Source organism: Fulverythrobacter ferritrahens (assembly GCF_020539485.1).
Lineage (GTDB): Bacteria > Pseudomonadota > Alphaproteobacteria > Sphingomonadales > Sphingomonadaceae > Andeanibacterium > Andeanibacterium ferritrahens.
In genome coordinates, this window is the sequence record NZ_JACDXU010000003.1 from 239,067 (window position 1) to 258,147 (window position 19,081).

16 protein-coding genes are annotated in these 19,081 nt (G+C 61.9%); 7 read left to right on the forward strand and 9 right to left on the reverse strand.

Going from position 1 to position 19,081, the window contains the following annotated elements:
* Positions 1 to 254: 254 nt before the first annotated feature.
* Positions 255 to 2,834 carry an ATP-dependent chaperone ClpB gene (clpB, locus tag H0274_RS13265; protein WP_226795971.1) on the forward strand — a complete coding sequence of 860 codons (2,580 nt, stop codon included), beginning with the start codon at positions 255 to 257 and terminating at the stop codon, positions 2,832 to 2,834.
* A 104-nt stretch (positions 2,835 to 2,938) separates the two neighbouring features.
* On the opposite strand, the gene H0274_RS13270 is transcribed toward clpB, so the two are convergent.
* Positions 2,939 to 5,896, reverse strand: coding sequence for a TonB-dependent receptor domain-containing protein (locus tag H0274_RS13270; RefSeq protein ID WP_226795972.1), 2,958 nt, complete (start codon positions 5,894 to 5,896; stop codon positions 2,939 to 2,941).
* A gap of 298 nt (positions 5,897 to 6,194) precedes the next feature.
* Here H0274_RS13270 and H0274_RS13275 point away from each other — a divergent pair, with 298 nt between their 5' ends.
* The 4 genes from H0274_RS13275 to H0274_RS13290 all read left to right on the forward strand — a co-directional run bounded on the left by H0274_RS13275 (position 6,195) and on the right by H0274_RS13290 (position 9,103).
* Positions 6,195 to 6,992 (forward strand): SDR family NAD(P)-dependent oxidoreductase, encoded by a 798-nt coding sequence (locus H0274_RS13275; protein WP_413463482.1) that lies wholly within the window; start codon positions 6,195 to 6,197, stop codon positions 6,990 to 6,992.
* Positions 6,993 to 7,018: 26 nt separating this feature from the next.
* Complete coding sequence (locus tag H0274_RS13280) at positions 7,019 to 7,642, forward strand: TetR family transcriptional regulator (RefSeq protein ID WP_226795974.1); 624 nt, start codon at positions 7,019 to 7,021, stop codon at positions 7,640 to 7,642.
* Complete coding sequence (mtnP, locus tag H0274_RS13285) at positions 7,639 to 8,508, forward strand: S-methyl-5'-thioadenosine phosphorylase (RefSeq protein WP_226795975.1); 870 nt, start codon at positions 7,639 to 7,641, stop codon at positions 8,506 to 8,508. The genes H0274_RS13280 and mtnP overlap by 4 nt, the downstream gene beginning before the upstream one ends.
* Positions 8,509 to 8,602: 94 nt before the next feature.
* The gene (locus H0274_RS13290; protein WP_226795976.1) at positions 8,603 to 9,103 is read left to right on the forward strand and encodes a MarR family winged helix-turn-helix transcriptional regulator; all 501 of its coding nucleotides are present in this window, start codon (positions 8,603 to 8,605) and stop codon (positions 9,101 to 9,103) included.
* Positions 9,104 to 9,205: 102 nt separating this feature from the next.
* Here the strand turns inward: H0274_RS13290 and H0274_RS13295 are convergent, their stop codons facing one another.
* The 7 genes from H0274_RS13295 to H0274_RS13325 form a co-directional block, all read right to left on the reverse strand.
* Positions 9,206 to 10,222: a type II secretion system F family protein gene (locus H0274_RS13295; protein ID WP_226795977.1), complete on the reverse strand. Its 1,017-nt coding sequence runs from the start codon at positions 10,220 to 10,222 to the stop codon at positions 9,206 to 9,208.
* A gap of 19 nt (positions 10,223 to 10,241) precedes the next feature.
* Positions 10,242 to 11,213 carry a type II secretion system F family protein gene (locus H0274_RS13300; RefSeq protein ID WP_226795978.1) on the reverse strand — a complete coding sequence of 324 codons (972 nt, stop codon included), beginning with the start codon at positions 11,211 to 11,213 and terminating at the stop codon, positions 10,242 to 10,244.
* Between the two features lie 29 nt (positions 11,214 to 11,242).
* A complete protein-coding gene (locus H0274_RS13305) occupies positions 11,243 to 12,529 on the reverse strand; it encodes a P-loop NTPase family protein (RefSeq protein ID WP_226795979.1) in 1,287 nt (428 codons plus the stop codon).
* Between the two features lie 2 nt (positions 12,530 to 12,531).
* Positions 12,532 to 13,191: a CpaD family pilus assembly protein gene (locus tag H0274_RS13310; RefSeq protein WP_226795980.1), complete on the reverse strand. Its 660-nt coding sequence runs from the start codon at positions 13,189 to 13,191 to the stop codon at positions 12,532 to 12,534.
* 14 nt (positions 13,192 to 13,205) lie between these two features.
* Positions 13,206 to 14,807, reverse strand: a complete 1,602-nt coding sequence (locus H0274_RS13315) for a type II and III secretion system protein family protein (protein WP_226795981.1) — start codon at positions 14,805 to 14,807, stop codon at positions 13,206 to 13,208.
* A gap of 61 nt (positions 14,808 to 14,868) precedes the next feature.
* Positions 14,869 to 15,897, reverse strand: a complete 1,029-nt coding sequence (gene cpaB / locus H0274_RS13320) for a Flp pilus assembly protein CpaB (protein ID WP_226795982.1) — start codon at positions 15,895 to 15,897, stop codon at positions 14,869 to 14,871.
* A gap of 75 nt (positions 15,898 to 15,972) precedes the next feature.
* Entirely contained in the window at positions 15,973 to 16,467 is a 495-nt protein-coding gene (locus H0274_RS13325) for an A24 family peptidase (RefSeq protein ID WP_226796163.1), read from the reverse strand.
* A 126-nt stretch (positions 16,468 to 16,593) separates the two neighbouring features.
* On the opposite strand from H0274_RS13325, the gene H0274_RS13330 reads away from it, so the two are divergent.
* Both H0274_RS13330 and H0274_RS13335 read left to right on the forward strand, forming a co-directional pair.
* Positions 16,594 to 17,520, forward strand: a complete 927-nt coding sequence (locus H0274_RS13330; RefSeq protein ID WP_319018284.1) for an alpha/beta hydrolase — start codon at positions 16,594 to 16,596, stop codon at positions 17,518 to 17,520.
* Between the two features lie 7 nt (positions 17,521 to 17,527).
* Positions 17,528 to 18,622, forward strand: coding sequence for an NAD(P)/FAD-dependent oxidoreductase (locus H0274_RS13335; RefSeq protein WP_226795983.1), 1,095 nt, complete (start codon positions 17,528 to 17,530; stop codon positions 18,620 to 18,622).
* A 9-nt stretch (positions 18,623 to 18,631) separates the two neighbouring features.
* Here H0274_RS13335 and rnhA read toward each other — a convergent pair whose 3' ends face one another.
* Entirely contained in the window at positions 18,632 to 19,072 is a 441-nt protein-coding gene (rnhA, locus tag H0274_RS13340) for a ribonuclease HI (protein ID WP_226796165.1), read from the reverse strand.
* Between the last annotated feature and the right edge of the window lie 9 nt (positions 19,073 to 19,081).

The window sequence follows — 19,081 nt, forward strand, 5'->3', positions numbered from 1 at the left end:
AAACTTTCCTACAGGGTGCCGGCTGGGTTAGCCTTCGGAATGAACCGCGCCTTTCGTTCGAGTCCGGATGCAGAGCTTGCTGGCGAGCCTTGATACATATCAGTGAGTGCCCCGGATTTCTGCGCGATGGGTCTGTAACATGTGTAACACCTGCCCATATTTAGGGGCATGAAGCTGAACAAAAACCGGGAGCGAGGGCTTGTGTTGCTAAAGTGCAACACCATATCCAGGCGGAAAGGTATTGAGGGCACCCCATGAATCTCGAAAAATTCACTGACCGCGCCAAGGGCTTCCTGCAGAGCGCACAGACCGTTGCCATCCGCATGAACCATCAGCGGATCACTCCGGAACATCTGCTCAAGGCCCTGCTGGAAGACAGCGAAGGCATGGCCGCGCAGCTGATCCAGCGCGCGGGCGGCAATGCGCAGATCGCCACTGCGGAAGTGGACAAGGCGCTGGCGAAGATTGCCTCCGTCTCCGGCAGCGGTGCGCAGGCCACTCCGGGCCTCGACAATGATACTGTGCGCATTCTCGACCACGCCGAGCAGCTTGCCGCCAAAGCAGGCGACAGCTTCGTGCCGGTGCAGCGTATCGTGCAGGCCATGGCGCTCGCTTCCACCACGGCGGCGGGGCAGGCGTTGAAGGCTGCCAATGTCGATGCCAAGGCTCTGGAAGCGGCAATCCAGGAAGTGACTGGTGGCCGCGCCGCCAATTCCGCAGGCGCCGAAGAAAGCTATGAGGCGATGAAGAAATATGCCCGCGACCTCACCGAGGCCGCGCGTGCAGGCAAGCTCGATCCGGTGATCGGCCGTGACGAGGAAATCCGCCGTACGGTGCAGATCCTTGCCCGGCGCACCAAGAACAATCCCGTGCTGATTGGCGATCCCGGCGTCGGCAAGACCGCCATCGTCGAAGGGCTGGCCCTGCGCATCGCCAATGGCGACGTGCCTGACAGTCTGAAGGACCGCAAGCTGATGGCGCTCGACATGGGCGCGCTGATCGCCGGTGCGAAATATCGCGGCGAGTTCGAGGAACGGTTGAAGGCCGTGCTCGACGAAGTGAAGGGCGCAGAAGGCGAGATCATTCTGTTCATTGACGAAATGCACACGCTGATCGGCGCGGGTGCTTCGGAAGGTTCGATGGATGCCGGCAATCTGCTCAAGCCCGCGCTCGCGCGCGGCGAGCTGCATTGCATCGGCGCGACCACGCTCGACGAATATCAGAAATATGTCGAGAAGGACGCTGCCCTGCAGCGTCGCTTCCAGCCGGTCTATGTCGGTGAGCCGACCGTGGAGGATACGATCAGCATCCTGCGCGGGTTGAAGGAAAAGTACGAGCTGCATCACGGCGTGCGCATCACCGATGGCGCGATCGTCGCGGCGGCGACGCTTTCCAACCGTTACATCACCAACCGCTTCCTGCCCGACAAGGCGATCGACCTGATGGACGAGGCTGCCAGCCGCATCCGCATGGAAGTGGAGAGCAAGCCCGAGGAAATCGAGAAGCTGGACCGCAAGATCATCCAGCTCAAGATCGAGGAAATGGCCCTCTCGAAAGAAACGGACACCGCCTCCAAGGACCGGCTCGCCGCTCTGCGCGAGGAGCTGGCCAATCTCGAACAGCAATCGAGCGAGCTGACCACCCGCTGGCAGAACGAGCGCGACAAGATCGCCGCCGAAGGCAAGATCAAGGAAGAACTCGATACTGCCCGGCTTGAGCTGGAACAGGCGCAGCGCCAGGGCGATCTCGCCAGGGCGGGCGAGCTTTCCTATGGCCGGATTCCCGAACTGGAGAAGAAGCTGGCCGAGGCTCAGTCCCAGTCAGGAAACGCCCTGCTGCGCGAGGAAGTGACCGAGGACGACATTGCCGCCGTCGTCAGCAAGTGGACCGGTGTGCCGGTCGACAAGATGATGGAAGGCGAGCGCGAGAAGCTGCTCCAGATGGAGCAGATGATCGGCAAGCGCGTGATCGGGCAGGCTCAGGCGGTCGAGGCCGTGTCCAAGGCCGTGCGCCGTGCGCGTGCGGGCCTGCAGGACCCGAACCGGCCCTTGGGCAGCTTCCTGTTCCTTGGCCCCACGGGCGTGGGCAAGACTGAGCTGACCAAGGCGCTGGCGGAATTCCTGTTCGACGATGACAGCGCGATGGTGCGCATCGACATGAGCGAGTTCATGGAGAAGCACGCCGTTGCACGCCTCATCGGTGCCCCTCCGGGCTATGTCGGCTATGAGGAAGGCGGTGTCCTGACCGAAGCCGTGCGGCGCCGGCCCTATCAGGTTGTGCTGTTCGACGAGGTGGAGAAGGCGCATCCCGATGTGTTCAACGTCCTGCTGCAGGTGCTGGACGATGGCCGCCTGACCGACGGACAGGGCCGCGTGGTGGATTTCTCCAACACGCTGATCATCCTCACCAGCAACCTTGGCAGCCAGTTCCTGGCGACCATGGAAGATGGGCAGGACGTATCTTCGGTCGAACCGCAGGTGATGGAAGTGGTCCGGGCCCATTTCCGCCCCGAATTCCTCAATCGCCTGGACGAGATCATCCTGTTCCACCGCCTGAGCCAGGCGAATATGGAACCGATCGTCGATATCCAGGTGGGCCGGGTGCAGAAGCTGCTGAAGGACCGCAAGATCACGCTCGACCTGACCGAGGCGGCACGCCGCTGGCTGGGCCGGGTGGGATACGATCCCGTCTATGGCGCAAGGCCATTGAAGCGGGCGGTGCAGCGTTACCTGCAGGATCCCTTGGCCGAGAAGCTGCTGGCCGGGGATATTCCGGACGGTTCGACGGTCAATGTCGATGAGGGCGACGGCGCGCTGAACATCGCCGTCAGCTGAGACGGAGAGTGCGCCCCTTTAGACAGGGGGCCATTCTCCTGTTAGCGCCAATAAAAAAGGGCGGCCCGGTGAGGCCGCCCTTTCTTTTGTCGTGTTCGGAACGATCAGAAGAAGCTGCCGAGCTTCGCCTTCACGCCGATATAGGCAAAGCGGCCAAAGGCAGAGACCGGATAGTCCAGCGCCAGGTCCGGCTTCGTGTTGAACAGGTTGTTGATGCCGCCATAGACGGTGAACCTGTCATCGAAGTCGGCCGAGACGCGGATGTCATGCTCCACCCGGGCCTTGTAGAAGAAGTACTTCGGATCGCTGATGTCCGGATTGCCGGCAAGCTGCTCGGTGGTGTAGCGGCGGGTCTTGTCCCACCAGGTCAGCGAATAGCTGGCCGTCACGTCACCGATAGTCCAGGCCAGATCCCAGGCAGCAGTCCACTGCGGCTTGTAGGGCTCGCTAAGGTCGCTGTCGACGGTGGCACCCGGCGACGAGAAGTAGTTCAGCTTGTTGAGATAGCCGACCACAAGGCTGGAATCGAGCTGGCCCAGATCGCCCAGCGGAACCGAGTAGTTCACTGTGGCGTCGAAGCCTGCGGTTTCGAACTTGGCGACGTTCTGCGGGAACGAGCGCCAGCCGGTCACAAAGCCCGTGGTGGGATTGCGATCGATGTTCGGGCAGAACTGGTTGGCCAGCGTCGGCTGGTCAACGCAGAGCTCGGCCAGATCCTGTGCCGTTGCCGTGTTGATCGCACCATCGATGACGATGTTATACCAGTCGAAGCTCATGGCCAGACGCGGGGCGAAGGAGGGGCGAAGCACAACGCCGGCAGTCCAGGTCTTGGCCTTTTCCGCCTTCAGGTTGGGATTGCCGCTCGAGAAGCCCAGAATGCTGGTATTGGCTTCGGCATCCGACGACGGTTCGAAATTGGCGATTTCGTCCGGCGTCAGGCCCAAGCCGCCCAGCAGCGTCTTGCAGTTCGCGATGCGGTATTCGGTACCATCGTTGATGTTGTTCAGATCGCACGGATCGTCGATGAACAAATAGCCACCGGCCTGAGCGCCGTACAGTTCACCGATATTCGGAGCACGAACCGATTCCGAATAGGTCGCACGGAACCGGATGTCCGGGATCGGAGCGTAGACGCCGTCAACCTTCCAGGCGGTGGTGCTGCCGATGCTCGAATAGTCCGAGAGACGGATAGCCGCACCGAAGGACAGCGTTTCGGCAAGCGGAGCGCCTTCGAAGATCGGCACATTCAGTTCGCCGAAGACTTCCGAAACGTCGAAGTCCCCCTTGGAATTGGCGAACTGCGCGCTGTCTGCGTACCAACCGTTCCGGTAGTATTCGTCGAACGTGGCTTCGCTGGTTTCCCGGCGATATTCGGCGCCGAAGGCGAAACCGATCGGGCCGCCCGGCAGTTCGAAGAACTTGCCGAAATCGCCGCTGACCGAGCCCGACGCAACGCTCTGCGTGACCTTGGAACTGGACAGCGATTCACGCGTCATCCAGTCAATTGCGGCCTGCGAAGCTACGCCTTCGCCCAGCAGGTTGAGCGGAACGCAGCCGCTGTTCGCGCCAGGGGTGAAGCTGACGGCGGGGCCGCCATAATTGTCCGGATCGATGATGCCGGTGCCATCGACGTCGATGCGGCAAACGGGCTTGCCGGTGCCGTCGTCGATCGAGTCGAGCGCTGCAAAGTAACGATCGGCGATACGGGCATGGCTGTTGCGGACATTGGCCGAGGTTTCGCCATAGACATACGAAATCTCGTACCGCGCGTGATCCGAAATCTCACCTTCGAAACCGGCAACGACGCGCCAGGTTTCGCGGTCATTGTATTCACCGCGCTGACCGAGGTCGAAATTGTCGCGGCTCAGCAGGGCCGGGCCCTGAACGAGGTCACCGAAGCGATCGTTCAGGTAGAAGTTGTCGGCCTGCATGACGGTGTAGAAGTCGAAGCTCGGCTGGCTGATCGAGAACGCCTTCATCTTCGCATATTTGCCTTCGGCAAAGAAGCGGATGGCGGGCGACAGTTCATAGCTGAACAGCGCGTTCCCGACGTGGCGCTCCGTCTCCGGAACGATATCGCCGTAATATCCGGCGCGCGGAGTGTTGCTGCCGCCGATGGCGAGGCCGCCCGACTGGCTGAGAACCTGGCCACGGTCATAGACCTTGCCGCTGCCGGTGTAATCGGGGATGCCATCGAGATCGAGATCGACAGCGCCATCCATCGAGCTGTCGGCCCAGCCGGTGTTACCAATCAGGATACGATCGGGCACGTTCGGATCGTCAGGGATATCGTCCGGATTACGGATCAGGCCGTAGAAGCGGCTGTTGTTGCCCAGATAGTTGCGATCACGCGTGTCGACACGTTCCTGGCGGGCATATTCATAAGAAACCGCGATATTGCCGCGGCCGTCGGCGAAGTTCTTGCCGGCAGTGGCCGAAAGCAAGGTCTGGTTGCCGTCGCCATAGGTCGTCCAGCCGGTTTGCGCGCGCAGGTTCAGACCCTCGAAATCGCGCTTGAGAACGAAGTTGACCACGCCCGAAACGCCGTCGGCACCGTAGATAGCCGAGGCACCACCGGTCAGCACGTCGATGCGCTCGATCAGATCCTGCGGGACCGAACTGATGTCGACCGCTGCGGATTCAGGAACGCCGGCGACGTGACGCTTGCCGTTCACCAGCACCAGAGTGCGGTTGACGCCCAGGTTGCGCAGATCCAGCAGATTGACGCCGGTGTAACCGAGGCCAACGCCGGTGTTGGAGCCGGCGCTGCCTGCGGAGCCAACGGAGCCCAGCAGGGCGGGGTTGCGGACCAGCGTGTCCACCACGTTCACGTCGCCCGAACGCTCGATCTGTTCGGCATTGACGCCGGTGATCGGGTTGGGCTCGTTCAGCTGGCTGCGCGCGATGCGCGAACCGGTAACAATGATCACAGCGTCGGCGTCATCGGCCGAGTCCACGGTGGCGATGGAATCGTCATCCTGGGCAAGAACCGGCTGTGCCATCATAGCGATGGACAGCGCGATGGGTGCTGCAGCACCCTTCAGACGGGATTGGATTTTCACAGATTCAGTCCCCATTGCAGGCCCGGAAAACATGCCAGGCTCTCGAAATGAAACATGGCCGGACGGCCCCATTTTCAGCGCGCCCGGTCACGGAATTAGCAAGTCTGCTGAGCTTCACCTGCGGGATGGCTGGACTGGTTTCAATTCAAATTACTTTGCGGCGCGGCATTCACTGCGGAAATGTTGCAATTGCACAACAGTTGCAACCGAGACGAAATATTTGCCACATTCCCTGCCTGCTTGACCGCGCGGAGACAGCCGCTTAGCCGAGCGGTTAAATTTTCGCTGATTCCAGCGGATGAGGGAGGTTAGCTTGAAGATCGACAACAACGTTTCCGCAGTCGTCACTGGCGGCGCGTCTGGTCTTGGCGAGGCGACTGCTCGCGCGCTCGCGGCCAAGGGCGCCAAGGTCGCCCTGTTCGATCTTCAGCAGGAAAAGGGCGAATCGGTCGCCGCGGAGATTGGCGGCATCTTCTGCCATGTGGACGTCACTTCGGATGAGTCGGTCGATGCCGGTTTTGCGAAGGCGCGCGCAGCTCATGGACAGGAGCGTATCCTGGTGAACTGCGCCGGTATTGGCACTATCGGCAAGACTACGCGCCGTGATCGCGAAACGGGGGCGATTTCGCACTTCCCGATTGCCGCCTTTGCCAAGACGCTGGAAGTGAACACTGTCGGCACTTTCCGCTGTATCGCCAAGGCGGCGGCAGGCATGATGGCGCTGGACGCGCTGGAAGACAATGAACGGGGGGCCATCGTCAACACGGCTTCCGTTGCTGCGGTGGATGGCCAGATGGGCCAGGCTGCCTATTCCGCGTCCAAGGGCGGCATCGTGGGTATGACCTTGCCGATCGCGCGTGACCTGATGAGCGAGGGCATTCGCGTGAACACGATTCTGCCAGGCATTTTCCGCACTCCGCTGCTGGCGGGCCTGCCGGAAGCCGCGCAGGAATCTCTCGCCGCTCAGGTGCCGTTCCCCAAGCGGCTCGGCCATCCGGAAGAATATGCCAAGCTGGTGATGACGATGATCGAAATCACCTATTTCAACGGTGAACATGTGCGGCTCGACGGCGCGATCCGCATGCAGCCACGTTGAGGCGCCATCGTTGAGGGGGCAAGCAGATGGCGACGGTGCCGGACACTTCGTCGGAAGCGCGGGAGCAATTGCTCGCCACGGCTTCCGCGATCATGCGCGAAAGCGACACTGTCGACATTTCCCTTGCCCAGCTCAGCCGCCAGTCGGGGCTGAATTCCGCACTGGTCAAATATTACTTCGGCAACAAGGCGGGGCTGATGAAGGCCCTGCTGGACCGGGACATGACGAGCATCCTGGCTTCGGTAAAAGCGCTGCTGGCATCGGAGCATGATCCCGAATCCAAGCTGCGCCGCCATATATGGGCGGTTGTGGACCGTTTTTACGAGGTGCCTTACATCCAGCGTTTGTTGATGCGGCTGATCCGCGAAAGCGAGCCGGTGGAAGCGCAGCGTATCGCCAATGCCTATCTCAGCCCGATCTATGCGGCATATGACAGGCTGATCGGCGAGGGCGTGGAGGCGGGCGTATTCCGTCCGGTCGATCCGCAGCTGTTCTATTTCAGTCTTACCGGCGCGGTAGACCGTTTCTTCGCGGCGCGCCTCTTCATGCGCTATTGCTTTGACGAGGATGCGCTTTCCGAAGAATTGCGCGACCGTTATCGCACCCATTTGATCGATTTCATCATGGCAGGATTGTTGAGGAACGGATGACTGCAGGCTGGCATATCGGCGTGATCGGCGGGACCGGCCTCTATGACGCGGATGTCCTGGAGGATGCCCAGCAGATCGAGGTCAAGAGCAGCTTCGGCGAACCGTCCGGGCCGATTACGACTGGCCGGATCGGGGACGTGCGCTTCACCTTTCTTGCGCGCCATGGCGCAGGGCACCGGCTTTCCCCCAGCGCCGTCAACTATCGTGCAAATATCGACGTGCTGAAGCGTTGCGGGGTTACGGATATCCTCTCGATCTCCGCCATCGGCTCACTGCGCGAAGATTTCGCGCCGGGCGGCTTCGTGGTGGTTGACCAGATGATCGACCGCACCTTGAACCGGGAGCGCAGCTTCTTTGGCGAAGGGCTGGTCGCCCATGTCAGCCTTGCCGATCCTACCTGCCCGCGCCTTTCCGCGCTGGTAGGGGATGCAGCTTCGCAGGTGGGTGCGCCGGTGCATCGCGGCGGATGCTATGTCGCCATCGAAGGGCCGCAATTCTCGACCCGAGCGGAAAGCCACATGTATCGTGCCTGGGGAGCGGATGTGATCGGGATGACGGCGCTGCCGGAAGCACGCCTGGCGCGCGAGGCAGAGCTTCCCTACGCTTTGCTGGCCATGGTCACGGATTATGATTGCTGGCGCGAAAGCGGTGAAGTGGTGAACGTGGAAGACGTGCTTGACGTGATGCGCGACAATGCGGGCAAGGCGCGGGCAACCCTATCGGTCCTGGCCCGATTATTGCCGTCCGAGCGACGGGCCAGCCCCATCGATACAGCACTGGATGGCGCAATCGTCACTGTCCCCGGCATGCATGATCCGGCGGTGGTCGCGCGGCTGGACGCTATTGCGGGGCGGGTTCTGGGATAGGCTCCCTCGATCAGTATATGAAATAACCGGAAAGAGAATTGGGGACAGCCCGCCAGAGAATGCGGGTATTGGCGTTCGATACTTGCATTTTGCGATGCAAGATCGTTACATTGAAAACTATATGGACGCCAGTTCGCCTCTTTCCGATTTCCTGCCCTATATGCTTTCGGTCACATCGAATGCGGTGAGCGGAAGAATTGCGCTGGAATATCGCAGCCGGTTTGGGTTGAAGGTCCCGGAATGGCGAGTGATGGCCGTGCTTGGGAATGCGGGCGCAGTGACGCAGCGTGATCTTGCGGCGCTTACCCTGATGGACAAGGTGGCCGTCAACCGCGCCTGCAAGGAACTGGAGGAGAGAGGCCTTGCCTGGCGCCAGCCCAACAACAGGGATGGACGCTCCCACTTGCTGGAACTGACCGCTGAGGGCCGGCGCATGTATGGCGAGATCATGCCTCTTGCTCTCGAAATGGAGCGGCGCCTTCTCGCCAGCTTCACTCCGGAAGAGATCGCTGGCTTCAAGGCCCTGCTGGTGCGCCTGAAGAAGGAAGTGCGCGATCTGCATGCGGAAGGCATCGACAGCGGTAATTACGACTGAGCTGCCGATCGCGTTCAGCGGCCTGGCTTTCCAACTCAACCCGAATAGCAAGGTAAGGGCCCTTCGCCGGAGTTCGGAAAAGGGCCTTTGAATTGGTCGGAATCAGCTCGATGCGCTGCCGGGCTGCGATGCGAAAGTATCCGCAATGGAGCAGGCGGCGGGACCGAGAATGACGATGAACAGCACCGGCAGAATGAACAGGATGAGCGGCACCGTCATGATCGCCGGCAGGCGAGCGGCCTTTTCTTCAGCCCGCATCATGCGCTCGTTCCGGAACTCGGCCGAGAGAACGCGCAGTGCAGAGGCGAGCGGCGTGCCATAGCGTTCGGTCTGGATCATGGTCGTCACCACACCTCGCACCGAATCCAGATCGACGCGATAGGCGAGGTTTTCGAAGGCCATCCGGCGCTCGGTAAGGAAAGAAAGCTCGATCGAGGTCAGCATGAACTCGTCGCCGAGTTCCGGATATGCGCGCCCCAGTTCCTTGGCCACGCGGTTGAACGCAGCATCAACCGTCAGACCTGCTTCGGCACAGATTACCAGCAGATCGAGCGCGTCGGGCAATCCCTTGCGGATCGCGTGGGAGCGTTTCTGGATCTTGTTGCTGAGGAACAGATCGGGGGCCTTGTAGCCGGCGATAATCGCCACGGCGAAGACCATGAACCGCTTGAAACTGCTCCAGTCTGGAAAGGTGTTGCTCCAATAGACCAGCACGATGGCAATCAGGCCCAGCGTGATGGGCAGCACCATACGCGCGAAGATAACGGCGACAGCCCATTCCTTGTTGCGATAGCCTGCCTGCGCCAGCTTCTGCTGAATCTGTTTGACCTGACTGTCCTGGAGAACCTTCATCTTCTCCAGCGTCTGCTTCATCCGGTCAGTCGCTTCGCTGTTGCGGACGAGGCTCTGGCGCTTCTTGGCGGTTGCGGTGACGATGCCCGCTTTCAGCTCTTCGCGCCGGGCGTTGAGCGTCTTCACGCGGCGGGCCATCGGATCGCGCACGGTGAGCGCGGCATAGACAGCCATCATCATTGCCAGCGCAGCGATTCCCGCCAGCACGCTGCCGATCGCGATAACGTCGAAGCCGAGAAGTGTCGGGCCGGGAGGTGTGTTGAGCATAATTCGCTTCCGTTCCCGATCAGATCTCGAAGCTGACCATCTTGGCCATGACCAGAACCCCGATGCCCATCCAGATGAAGCCGCCGATACCGGCGACGATCAGGCGATCATCAACGAAAAAGGCGCTGAGATATTTGGGATTGGCCCAGTAGATCATCCCGAAAACCATGAAGGGCAGGGCGCCGACGATATAGGCTGAGGCTTTGGATTCCGAGCTCATGGCCCGGATCTTCAGCTTCATCTGCGCGCGTTTCCTCAGCACATCGGCCAGGTTGGAAAGGGTCTCGGCGAGATTGCCGCCCGTTTCGCGCTGGATCGCCAGAGTGATGCAGAAGAATTGGAATTCCGGCGTGCCGAGGCGGTCTGCGGTGACCTGGAGGGCTTCCTCCATCGAGCGTCCGACCTTGATCCGATCCACGATCGCGCGAAATTCCTCGCCCACCGGGCCGGGGATTTCACTGGCGACCACCGTCAGCGTTTCGGTTACGGGCAGACCTGAGCGCAGGCCGCGCACCAGTAGTTCGATCGCATCGGGAAACCTCGCGTTGAACGCATTGGTTCGCTTGCTGATGCTGTAGTTGACCGCCAGATGCGGAATGCCGGCCCCCAGCAGAATGCCGATGCCAAGTGCAAGCAGCAAGGCCCCGCTTTTGAGAAAGATGAGGACAGTCACAGTCAGCGCGATACCGACCGATGCGTAGAGATATTGGGTGATCGTCCAGCTTTTGCCGCTGCGGTGCAGGCGCAGGGCGAGAGCATCCAGCCGGGAAGTCGAGCCGGCCACACGGTGCATCTTCGGCCGACGCGCTGCTATGGCCTTCTTGAGCTGGGATTCGACCTTGTCGACGGTGCTTTCAGAGTGGCGATAGCGCACGTTCTGAAGGCGGCGCGCACCTTCTTTTGCGGCGGAAGGGCCGGAAAAGGCAGCATAAGCGAGCCCCATCACCGTCACAATGCCGAACAAGAGCAGTCCCAGCTGCAGGAAATTCATGGCCTGGCTCCGCCTTTACAACTCATGGCTCATTCAACGGTCGCAGCCGCTTTCCGGCTACCCTTCCGGGCGATGAGCGACTTCAGATCGAACTTGCCGAGGAGCGATTTGCCGCCCGCCTCGCGCATCATGGCCACTCCCTCGCCGCCGGAACCGATCACGCTGTCGCTGAGTTCGCGAATGACACTCGCGGCCTTGGTCGAGCGGTTGGCATCGACGAATGTCTGGCCGAGCTTGGCTGCATTCACTGCGGCGCGCTGGTCAAACGGAATGCTGAAATCGATCTTGCGCTCGATCGATGCCTCGAAATCAGCCTTGGTGATTTCGCCAAGGCCCGGCTGGATCTTGTTGGCGACAACAATCGGCGTCGCATGCGGAGCGTTCGATTTGAGCCAGGAAAGAATGCGGATCGCATCGCGCGCGGAAGCCAGCGTCATTTCCGTGGCCACGACGACCACGTTCACGTCTGCCAGCAGGTGCGGGAAATTGATCAGCATGTTCCGCGGCAGGTCGATTACCGTCATTTCGAAGGCGTGACGGAATTCTTCTTCGAGCTGGACGAAGGCCGACCCGTCGGTGATGAGCGGCGAATTGATCGGGGCCTCGGCCGAAAGGATCGAGAGGTTGTCATTGGCGCGGATCATCGCCCGCTCGATGAAAAGCCCGTCGATACGGCTCGGATTGTCGATCGCGTCGGTCAGGCCGCGTCCGGGCTCGAGATCGAGCGTCAAGGCGCCGGTGCCGAAATGGATGTCGAGATCGAGCAGTGCCGTCGGCATCTTCTGATCCGTCGAGAACAGCCAGGCGAGCGAAGTCGCAAGCATGGACGCCCCGACACCGCCCCGCGTGCCCACGACGGCGGTCGAAATATGCCGGTTCGCGGCATTGGCTTCAATGGCCTTGGGCGCGGAAAAGACCCCCTGCGCCTGCACCAGCGCATCGCGCACCTGGCCCGAGGAGAGCGGCTTGAGGAGGTAATCGTGAATCCCGCTGGCGAGGAGATCGCGATAGAGGCGAACATCGTTCACCTGCCCGATAGCGATCACGACTGTGCCGGGCTCGCAAACCTCGGCAAGAGCGTTGATGTCGTTCAGCGGATCGCCGCTTTCCGACAAGTCCACCATGAGGATATTCGGGCTGGCGCTGACCGAGAGTGACTGGATGGCGTTGCGAAGGCCGCCCTTTGCGCATTTTTCCGGCTGCCAGCCCATTTCGATGGCGACAGGGCGCAGCACATCGAGTGCAGTCTCGTCACACACGAAGGCGGCGAAGGGATCGCGTCCGTTGGGGCCACCCGATTTCCAGGGAGCATTCATGTTCAGTTCCCTCCCTGGCTGGCATTGCTGGTGCTACTGCTCTTCAGGCCCTCCTGCCCGGTAGGAGCCTTGGCACGATAGGTGGCAATTGCCTTGTTGGACGTCATGATCACCGTTTCGCCCGTGCCCTTGGCGCCGTGGATTAGATGTTCCGGATCGGCGACCATCGCGGCAAGATTGCTGTTTACGGCGCAACCGAACCCGGCATTGGTGCCATTGTTGTAGTTGGTGGCCGAATTGTCTCCCCAATCCGGGCAGCCCGGCACGGAAGCCTTCGAGCGGGTGACCACTACGCGTGCCTTGCCAGGCATCACCATGCCTTCCGTCACCGGCGCACCTTCGCTGACGAGAATGCCGTAACGAGCTGCGATCTCGGCCACTTTCTGGCGCGTCTGCGCGCTGGCGAGCGGATCGTCGATCGAGACGCGATCGCCATAGCGCAGGTCCATCGCAGCGAACCATTCATTCAGCCGCTGTTGTTCGGGAATGGGAAGGCCGCCCGAACTTGCATCCAGTTCAAACGTGAAGTTCGAACGATCGACGACGGGCTGCTTGATGGAGTCGAGTGTGCGGTTGGTCGGCTCGCCGGCGCAGGCGGAGAGCGACAGGCCCAGAGTGAGAGCCAGCGCTAGGGCGGCCGGTTTGGTCAAACGGTTGAGCATCGTGTTCACCTTTCTCACTTGAGGCTGAAACCGGGCGTCGCTTCGGCATCGGCGCGACGTTCGGCCTTGCCGCTGCGCGGACGGTCCTTGTCGTCGCCGCTGGTATCGTAATCATCCATCCCGAGCCGGGGAGCATTGGCACCCTGGCCTACTGCCTGTGGCTTCGGGCGATCGCCGCCCGTCACGCCGTCATTATCGATATTGCCGAGCAGCTGCTGGGCTGTCGTAGGGCTGCGCAGGCCATCGGTGGGCAGCTTGATGTCATTCGCGTCAACCGGGTTCACCAGATAGGGCGTGACCACGATTACCAGTTCGGTCTGACCTTTCTGGAATTCGGTCGATTTGAAGAGATTACCCAGGATCGGCACGTCGCCCAGGCCCGGAGCCTTGTCGATGGCGTTCTGTGAGCTGTTGCTCAGCAGGCCGGCTATCATGAAGCTCTGACCGGAGCCGAGTTCGACGGTAGTTTCCGCACGCCGCACGGTGAGGGCCGGGACGGTGAAATTATTCATCGTCACCGCGCCCTGGCTGGACAATTCTGAAACTTCCGGCCGCACGCGGATCGAAATCCGGCCATTGGCCAGCACGGTGGGCGTATAGGCCAGGCTGACGCCGTATTTCTTGTATTCTACTGAGGTGGTGCCAAGGCCCTGACTCGTCAGGATGGGGAATTCACCGCCGGCCAGGAAATCTGCCGTTTCGCCGGAAAGCGCGGTAAGGTTGGGTTGGGAAAGCGTTGTGACAAGGCCATCCCGCTCGGCGAGATCCAGCGCGCCGAGCAGGTCGAGGCCCAGAAGCTTGCCTGCTCCGGACAGGGTCGTGCCATTGGCGATGGTATTTATGGCAGTTCCGTCGACCTGGATATATTTGCCGGGATTATTGATGTCCGGGATCTGCACTTTGACCTTGCTGCCCGCGCCCAGCGCAGAGCCGCCAGGAGTCGAATTCGGCCGGAAAGACGAGGCAAAGCCCTCACGCCCGCTGCCCACACCGAACTGGAACCCGCTGGAGCTGTCGATCGAAGTGAGATTGGCGCCCAGCGTTCTCACCAGAGAACGGCTGACTTCGGCGAATTTCACCTGCAAATTGACCTGTAGCGGCGTGGCCGTCTTCAGGCGGCTCACGACATTCGAATTCTCACCCACGAATGCCTTTACCAGGCGCTCGGCTTCGGCGGCGTCTTCGGGGGCGGCCACCGTGCCGGTCAGCAGCACGGTATTGCTTCCCATCGTGGCGACCGACACCTTTGCTTCGGGCATGGCGAGGGCCAGCATCTGGTCGATACTGTCGATATTGGAGCCGACCCGGACATTCGCGGCCCACACGACATCACCGGCCGCGTTGCTGGCGTAGACCGTGGTCTCACCCCCGGAAAGGCCGAAGACGTAGAGCTGGCGCTGCGATTTGACCTGGACGTCCGCGATAGCCTCATTGGCAACGAAGATGTCGGTCATGTTGCCGGGCACGGTCACCAACTGGCCGCGACCGACCGAAAGAACGACATCGGCGGAAGGCCGCATCACGGACTGGGCGTAAGCTACCCCGGAAGGTGTGACTGCCACGGGCGCGATCGCGGCAGCCGCGGTCAGCAGAGTGGCGAAAAGGCGGCGGTTCATGGTTTTGCCCCTCAATTGAATTCGCTCGCATGACGCGTAAGTGGTGGAAGAGATCATCGGGTTACTTCCCCACCGGAACGGCGACAGTGGTCTTGCCGCGGGTAACATTCACTACCGGGCCGGTCCGGACCGGAGCATTCGCACCGCGATCGCCGGAACCGGAGCCGGCATTGCCGGCATAGGCGAAGGCGGCCGGCGGCGGCGTGTCAGTGCGCGGCATGCTGCTGCGCTGGAAGCGGGACACGTCTCCGCCAGTCACGAAGCTGCTTGCGCCGTCGCGAGGGCGGCTCAGTGCCGTGCGGAGGAACCCTTCCTCTTCGGCCTTCGATGCGCCTTCGGGGATATTCACTTCGCCCGAGGCGATGGCGCGTTCGAGATCGGACTGGTTATCAGCGATCGAGCGCAGCGACAGGCTAAGCGTGCCGATCGTCTGGGCCACGGCCACCTTCTCGGCAATCTTCGGCGTAACCTCCAGCGTCACGGTGCGGAAATCGCGGACCACTGTCTTGCCCTCGGGCGTGTGAGTGGTTTCCGTGGACTGATCGGTGGCCAGCACGCGAATGTTGCGCAGGATCGTCTCGGCGGCCTTGAGGGTCTGACCAGAATCGTTGCCACCGACCGTCTGCGTCAGGACCAGATCGACACGATCCCCCGGGAAGACGAAGCCGCCCACGCCGGTCTTGGCGGAAACGGGCACGGTCACGGCGCGCATGCCGGGCCCGAGCGCTGCGGCCAGGAAGCCGCGATCGCCCGGTGCCACGAGAGAGCCCTGCGTCACGGGTTCGCCGGCGGTAATCGCATGGCGCACCACGGTGCCGAGCAGCGTGTTCATGTCCGCCTCGCCGTCGATGAAATAGGCATCCTGCACCATTTCCTTCGGCCAGAGCTGATAGGCCACGGCGTCAGCGGTGATGATGGTGCCTACGGGCAGGGCGCGCTGTGCGACCAGCACCTTGGGGCCTTCAGGTTCCTGCGGCGCGGCCGCGGCCTGGGGCGCGGATGAGCCCGCCAGCATGTTGCGGGCCGCCATTGCCGTCCCGATCGCGACGATCAGTGCCACAAGCAACAGTACCAGTTTCTTCCTGTCCATCTTGGATCACGCCCCTTCAGTGGCCGTAAGGAATTTCAATCGCCTGAATATCGGCGAGAATGGTTAACATCCCGTTCACCCAAACTGCCCGCTGGCAGCATGGGCTGCGGGCAGATAGTTGGCTGCCAGAACCCACAGGCCGCCACAGGCAATCGCGACGCCGTAAGGCACAGCGAGCCGGTCGCGCTGGCGCCGCGCAACGTGCCAGCCGCCCAGCACGACGGTCAGCAGGCCGCCGACCAGCGCCATGACGATCAGCAGCGTCGCGAATTGCGAGGGAGGGATCCACAGAGCCAGCGCAGTCAGCAGCTTGACGTCACCGCCGCCCATGGCCCGGATTGCGAACAACCCCGCCAGAACGATGAAGCACGCCAGGGCGACAGCCAGCTGGATTGCAACGCCGGGCCAGACGGAAAGGCCGCTGGCCCACCAGAAAAGCGGAGCGCCGAGTGCTATGGCCGCGTTGAGCCAGTTGGAAATCTGGCGCGAACGAATGTCCGTGAATGCCGCCACGAGCAGTGCAATTGCCAATGCGGCAAGCAATCCGTACTGGATCGAGCTGTCGTCCATTTTTGCCCCCTGAATGTCTCAGGAGGCACGGGTACTCTGAAGGGCTTACCAAATAGTAACCACGGCAAGGAGGCTCGTATTAGCTACGCAACGCAAACGCAGACCGGCTTTGTTAACCGTCGCGCTATTCCCGTAAATGCAGTCGAGAGTTTCTGGCATGCCGAGGATGGCTGGCCAATCCGCCGGATAGACTGGCCTTTGCCCACCGGAGGAGCAAAGGGCTCCATCCTGTTTTTGCCCGGCCGGGGCGACTGCTACGAGAAATACCTCGAAACTCTGGATCATTGGGCACGAGATGGCTGGCGAGTGACCGCGTCGGACTGGCGCGGCCAGGCGGGTTCAGGCCGGCTCGGCAACGATGCGGTGACGGGGCATGTTCCGGACTTTGCCGTTTGGATAGCCGATCTGGCGTGGTTCTGGTCGCGCTGGATTGCCGAGACGCCGGGCCCCCATATTATTGCCGGTCATTCAATGGGCGGCCACCTGGTTTTGCGTGCCCTTGCAGAAAAGGCAGTGCAAGCCGACGGTGCGATTCTCTCGGCGCCGATGCTCGGTTTTCATTCCTGGGGACTGCCTTCGGCTGTGATGCATGCCGTTGCCGGAATGATGGCCGGGCTCGGCGATCGCCGTCGTCCGGCCTGGAAATGGAGCGAGAAGCCCGGAGAGGTTCCCGAGGGGCGCGACCAGTTGCTGACGCATGATCGGGATCGCTATTCGGATGAATTGTGGTGGCGCCAGCATCGGCCGGAACTGGTGATGGGGCCGGGGAGCTGGGGATGGGTGGAGCGTGCCTATGCCTCGACCCGCCTGCTTGAAAGACCGGGCGTGCTGGAAGCGGTGCAAACACCCGTTTTCGTGGTGGCGACCGAGAATGACAGACTGGTTTCCTACCCGGCCATCGAGCGGGCCGTGCGCCGTTTGCCTCATGGCGAACTGTTCCGCTTCGGCACGGAAGCACACCACGAAATTCTGCGCGAAGCTGATGAAGTCAGAAATCAGGCCCTAGAGGCAATTGACGGCTTCCTGTCGAAAATCGCATCGCGCAGGCAGTGAGGCACTTTTGAGCGACAGATTCGATATTGCGGTAATCGGTGCGGGAATGGCCGGGGCCAGTCTTGCGGCTGAGCTGGGTCCCCATGCGCGTGTGGTATTGCTGGAGGCGGAGGATGCGCCGGGCCGCCATGCCACGGGCCGCTCGGCCGCCTTCTGGGCAGAAACCTATGGCGGGCCGCTGGTGCAGCCGCTCACCACCGCTTCCGGTGGCTGGCTGGAAGACCATGGGTTCCTGGGAGAACGCGGCGCCTTGAATATCGCCCGCGCCGGTCAGGAGGCGGAGGTCGAGGCCTTCATTGCGGACTTCGCCCGCGCAGGGGTCCGAGTTGAACGGCTGGGACGCGACGAGATCGAGCGCATCGTTCCCGGCCTGCGCGCTGAGTGGTGCCATGGCGTGAGCGAGCCGACCTGCAAGGATATCGATGTGGCGGGCGTCCATGGCTGGTATCTTGCGGAAGCGAAACGGGCAGGAGTTGAGCTACGCTGCCGGGCAGGGCTGCTGTCCGCCGCGCATGATCGCGAATGGAGGCTGGAACTGGCGGATGGTTCGACCATTCGCTGCGACGTTCTGGTGAACGCGGCGGGTGCCTGGGCCGATCCCGTGGCGGAGCTGGCGGGTGTCCGCCCGCTAGGCATCCAGCCCCTGCGGCGGACGGTAGTGCAGATTCGCACAGTGCCAGCCGCCGATGGAGGCTTGCCGCTGGTGGTCGATCTGGGCGGGCAATTCTACTTCAAACCGGAGAGCGGGCGGCTGTGGCTCAGTCCGCATGACGAGACGCCCAGCCTCCCTTGCGATGCAGCGCCGGAAGAAATGGATGTCGCCATCGCGATCGATCGCTTCGAACAGGTGGTGGACTGGCAGGTTGAGCGGATCGAGCACAAATGGGCGGGCCTCAGGAGCTTCGCGCCTGACCGCTTGCCGGTCTATGGCCCGGACCTGCGCAATCCGGCTTTCTTCTGGTTCGCCGGGCAAGGGGGCTTCGGTATACAGACCGCCCCGGCGGCGGCGCGCCTTGCTGCCCAGATTCTCCTGGGCCATTCGGCCGACGATCTCACCGCAGGACTGGACCGGAATCTCTACCTCGCCACGCGCTTCGGCTGAAGCGCCGGTCTATCGCCTTGCCGCGCGGTCGGCAGCTTCGCTGGCCAGCCGGTCCACCCGTTCGTTTTCGGGATGCCCGTTATGGCCTTTCACCCAGATCCATTCGATCTTGTGGGGGGCCGAGGCTTCGATCAGGTCGTGCCAGAGTTCGGCGTTGCGCACCGGCTTCTTGCTGGCATTGACCCAGCCATTGCGCTTCCAGCCATGCACCCACTTGGTGATGCCATCGATCACATAGCGGCTGTCCGTGTGGAGATGAACCTGACACGGCCGGGTCAGCGCCTTCAGGGCGCTGATCACGCCCATCATCTCCATGCGATTATTGGTGGTCTCGGCCTCGGAGCCTGACAGTTCCTTCTCATGCTGGCCCATGCGCAGCAGCGCTCCCCAGCCTCCGGGGCCGGGATTGCCCTTGCAGGCCCCGTCGGTAAAAATCTCGACCTTCGTCAGCGTTACCAT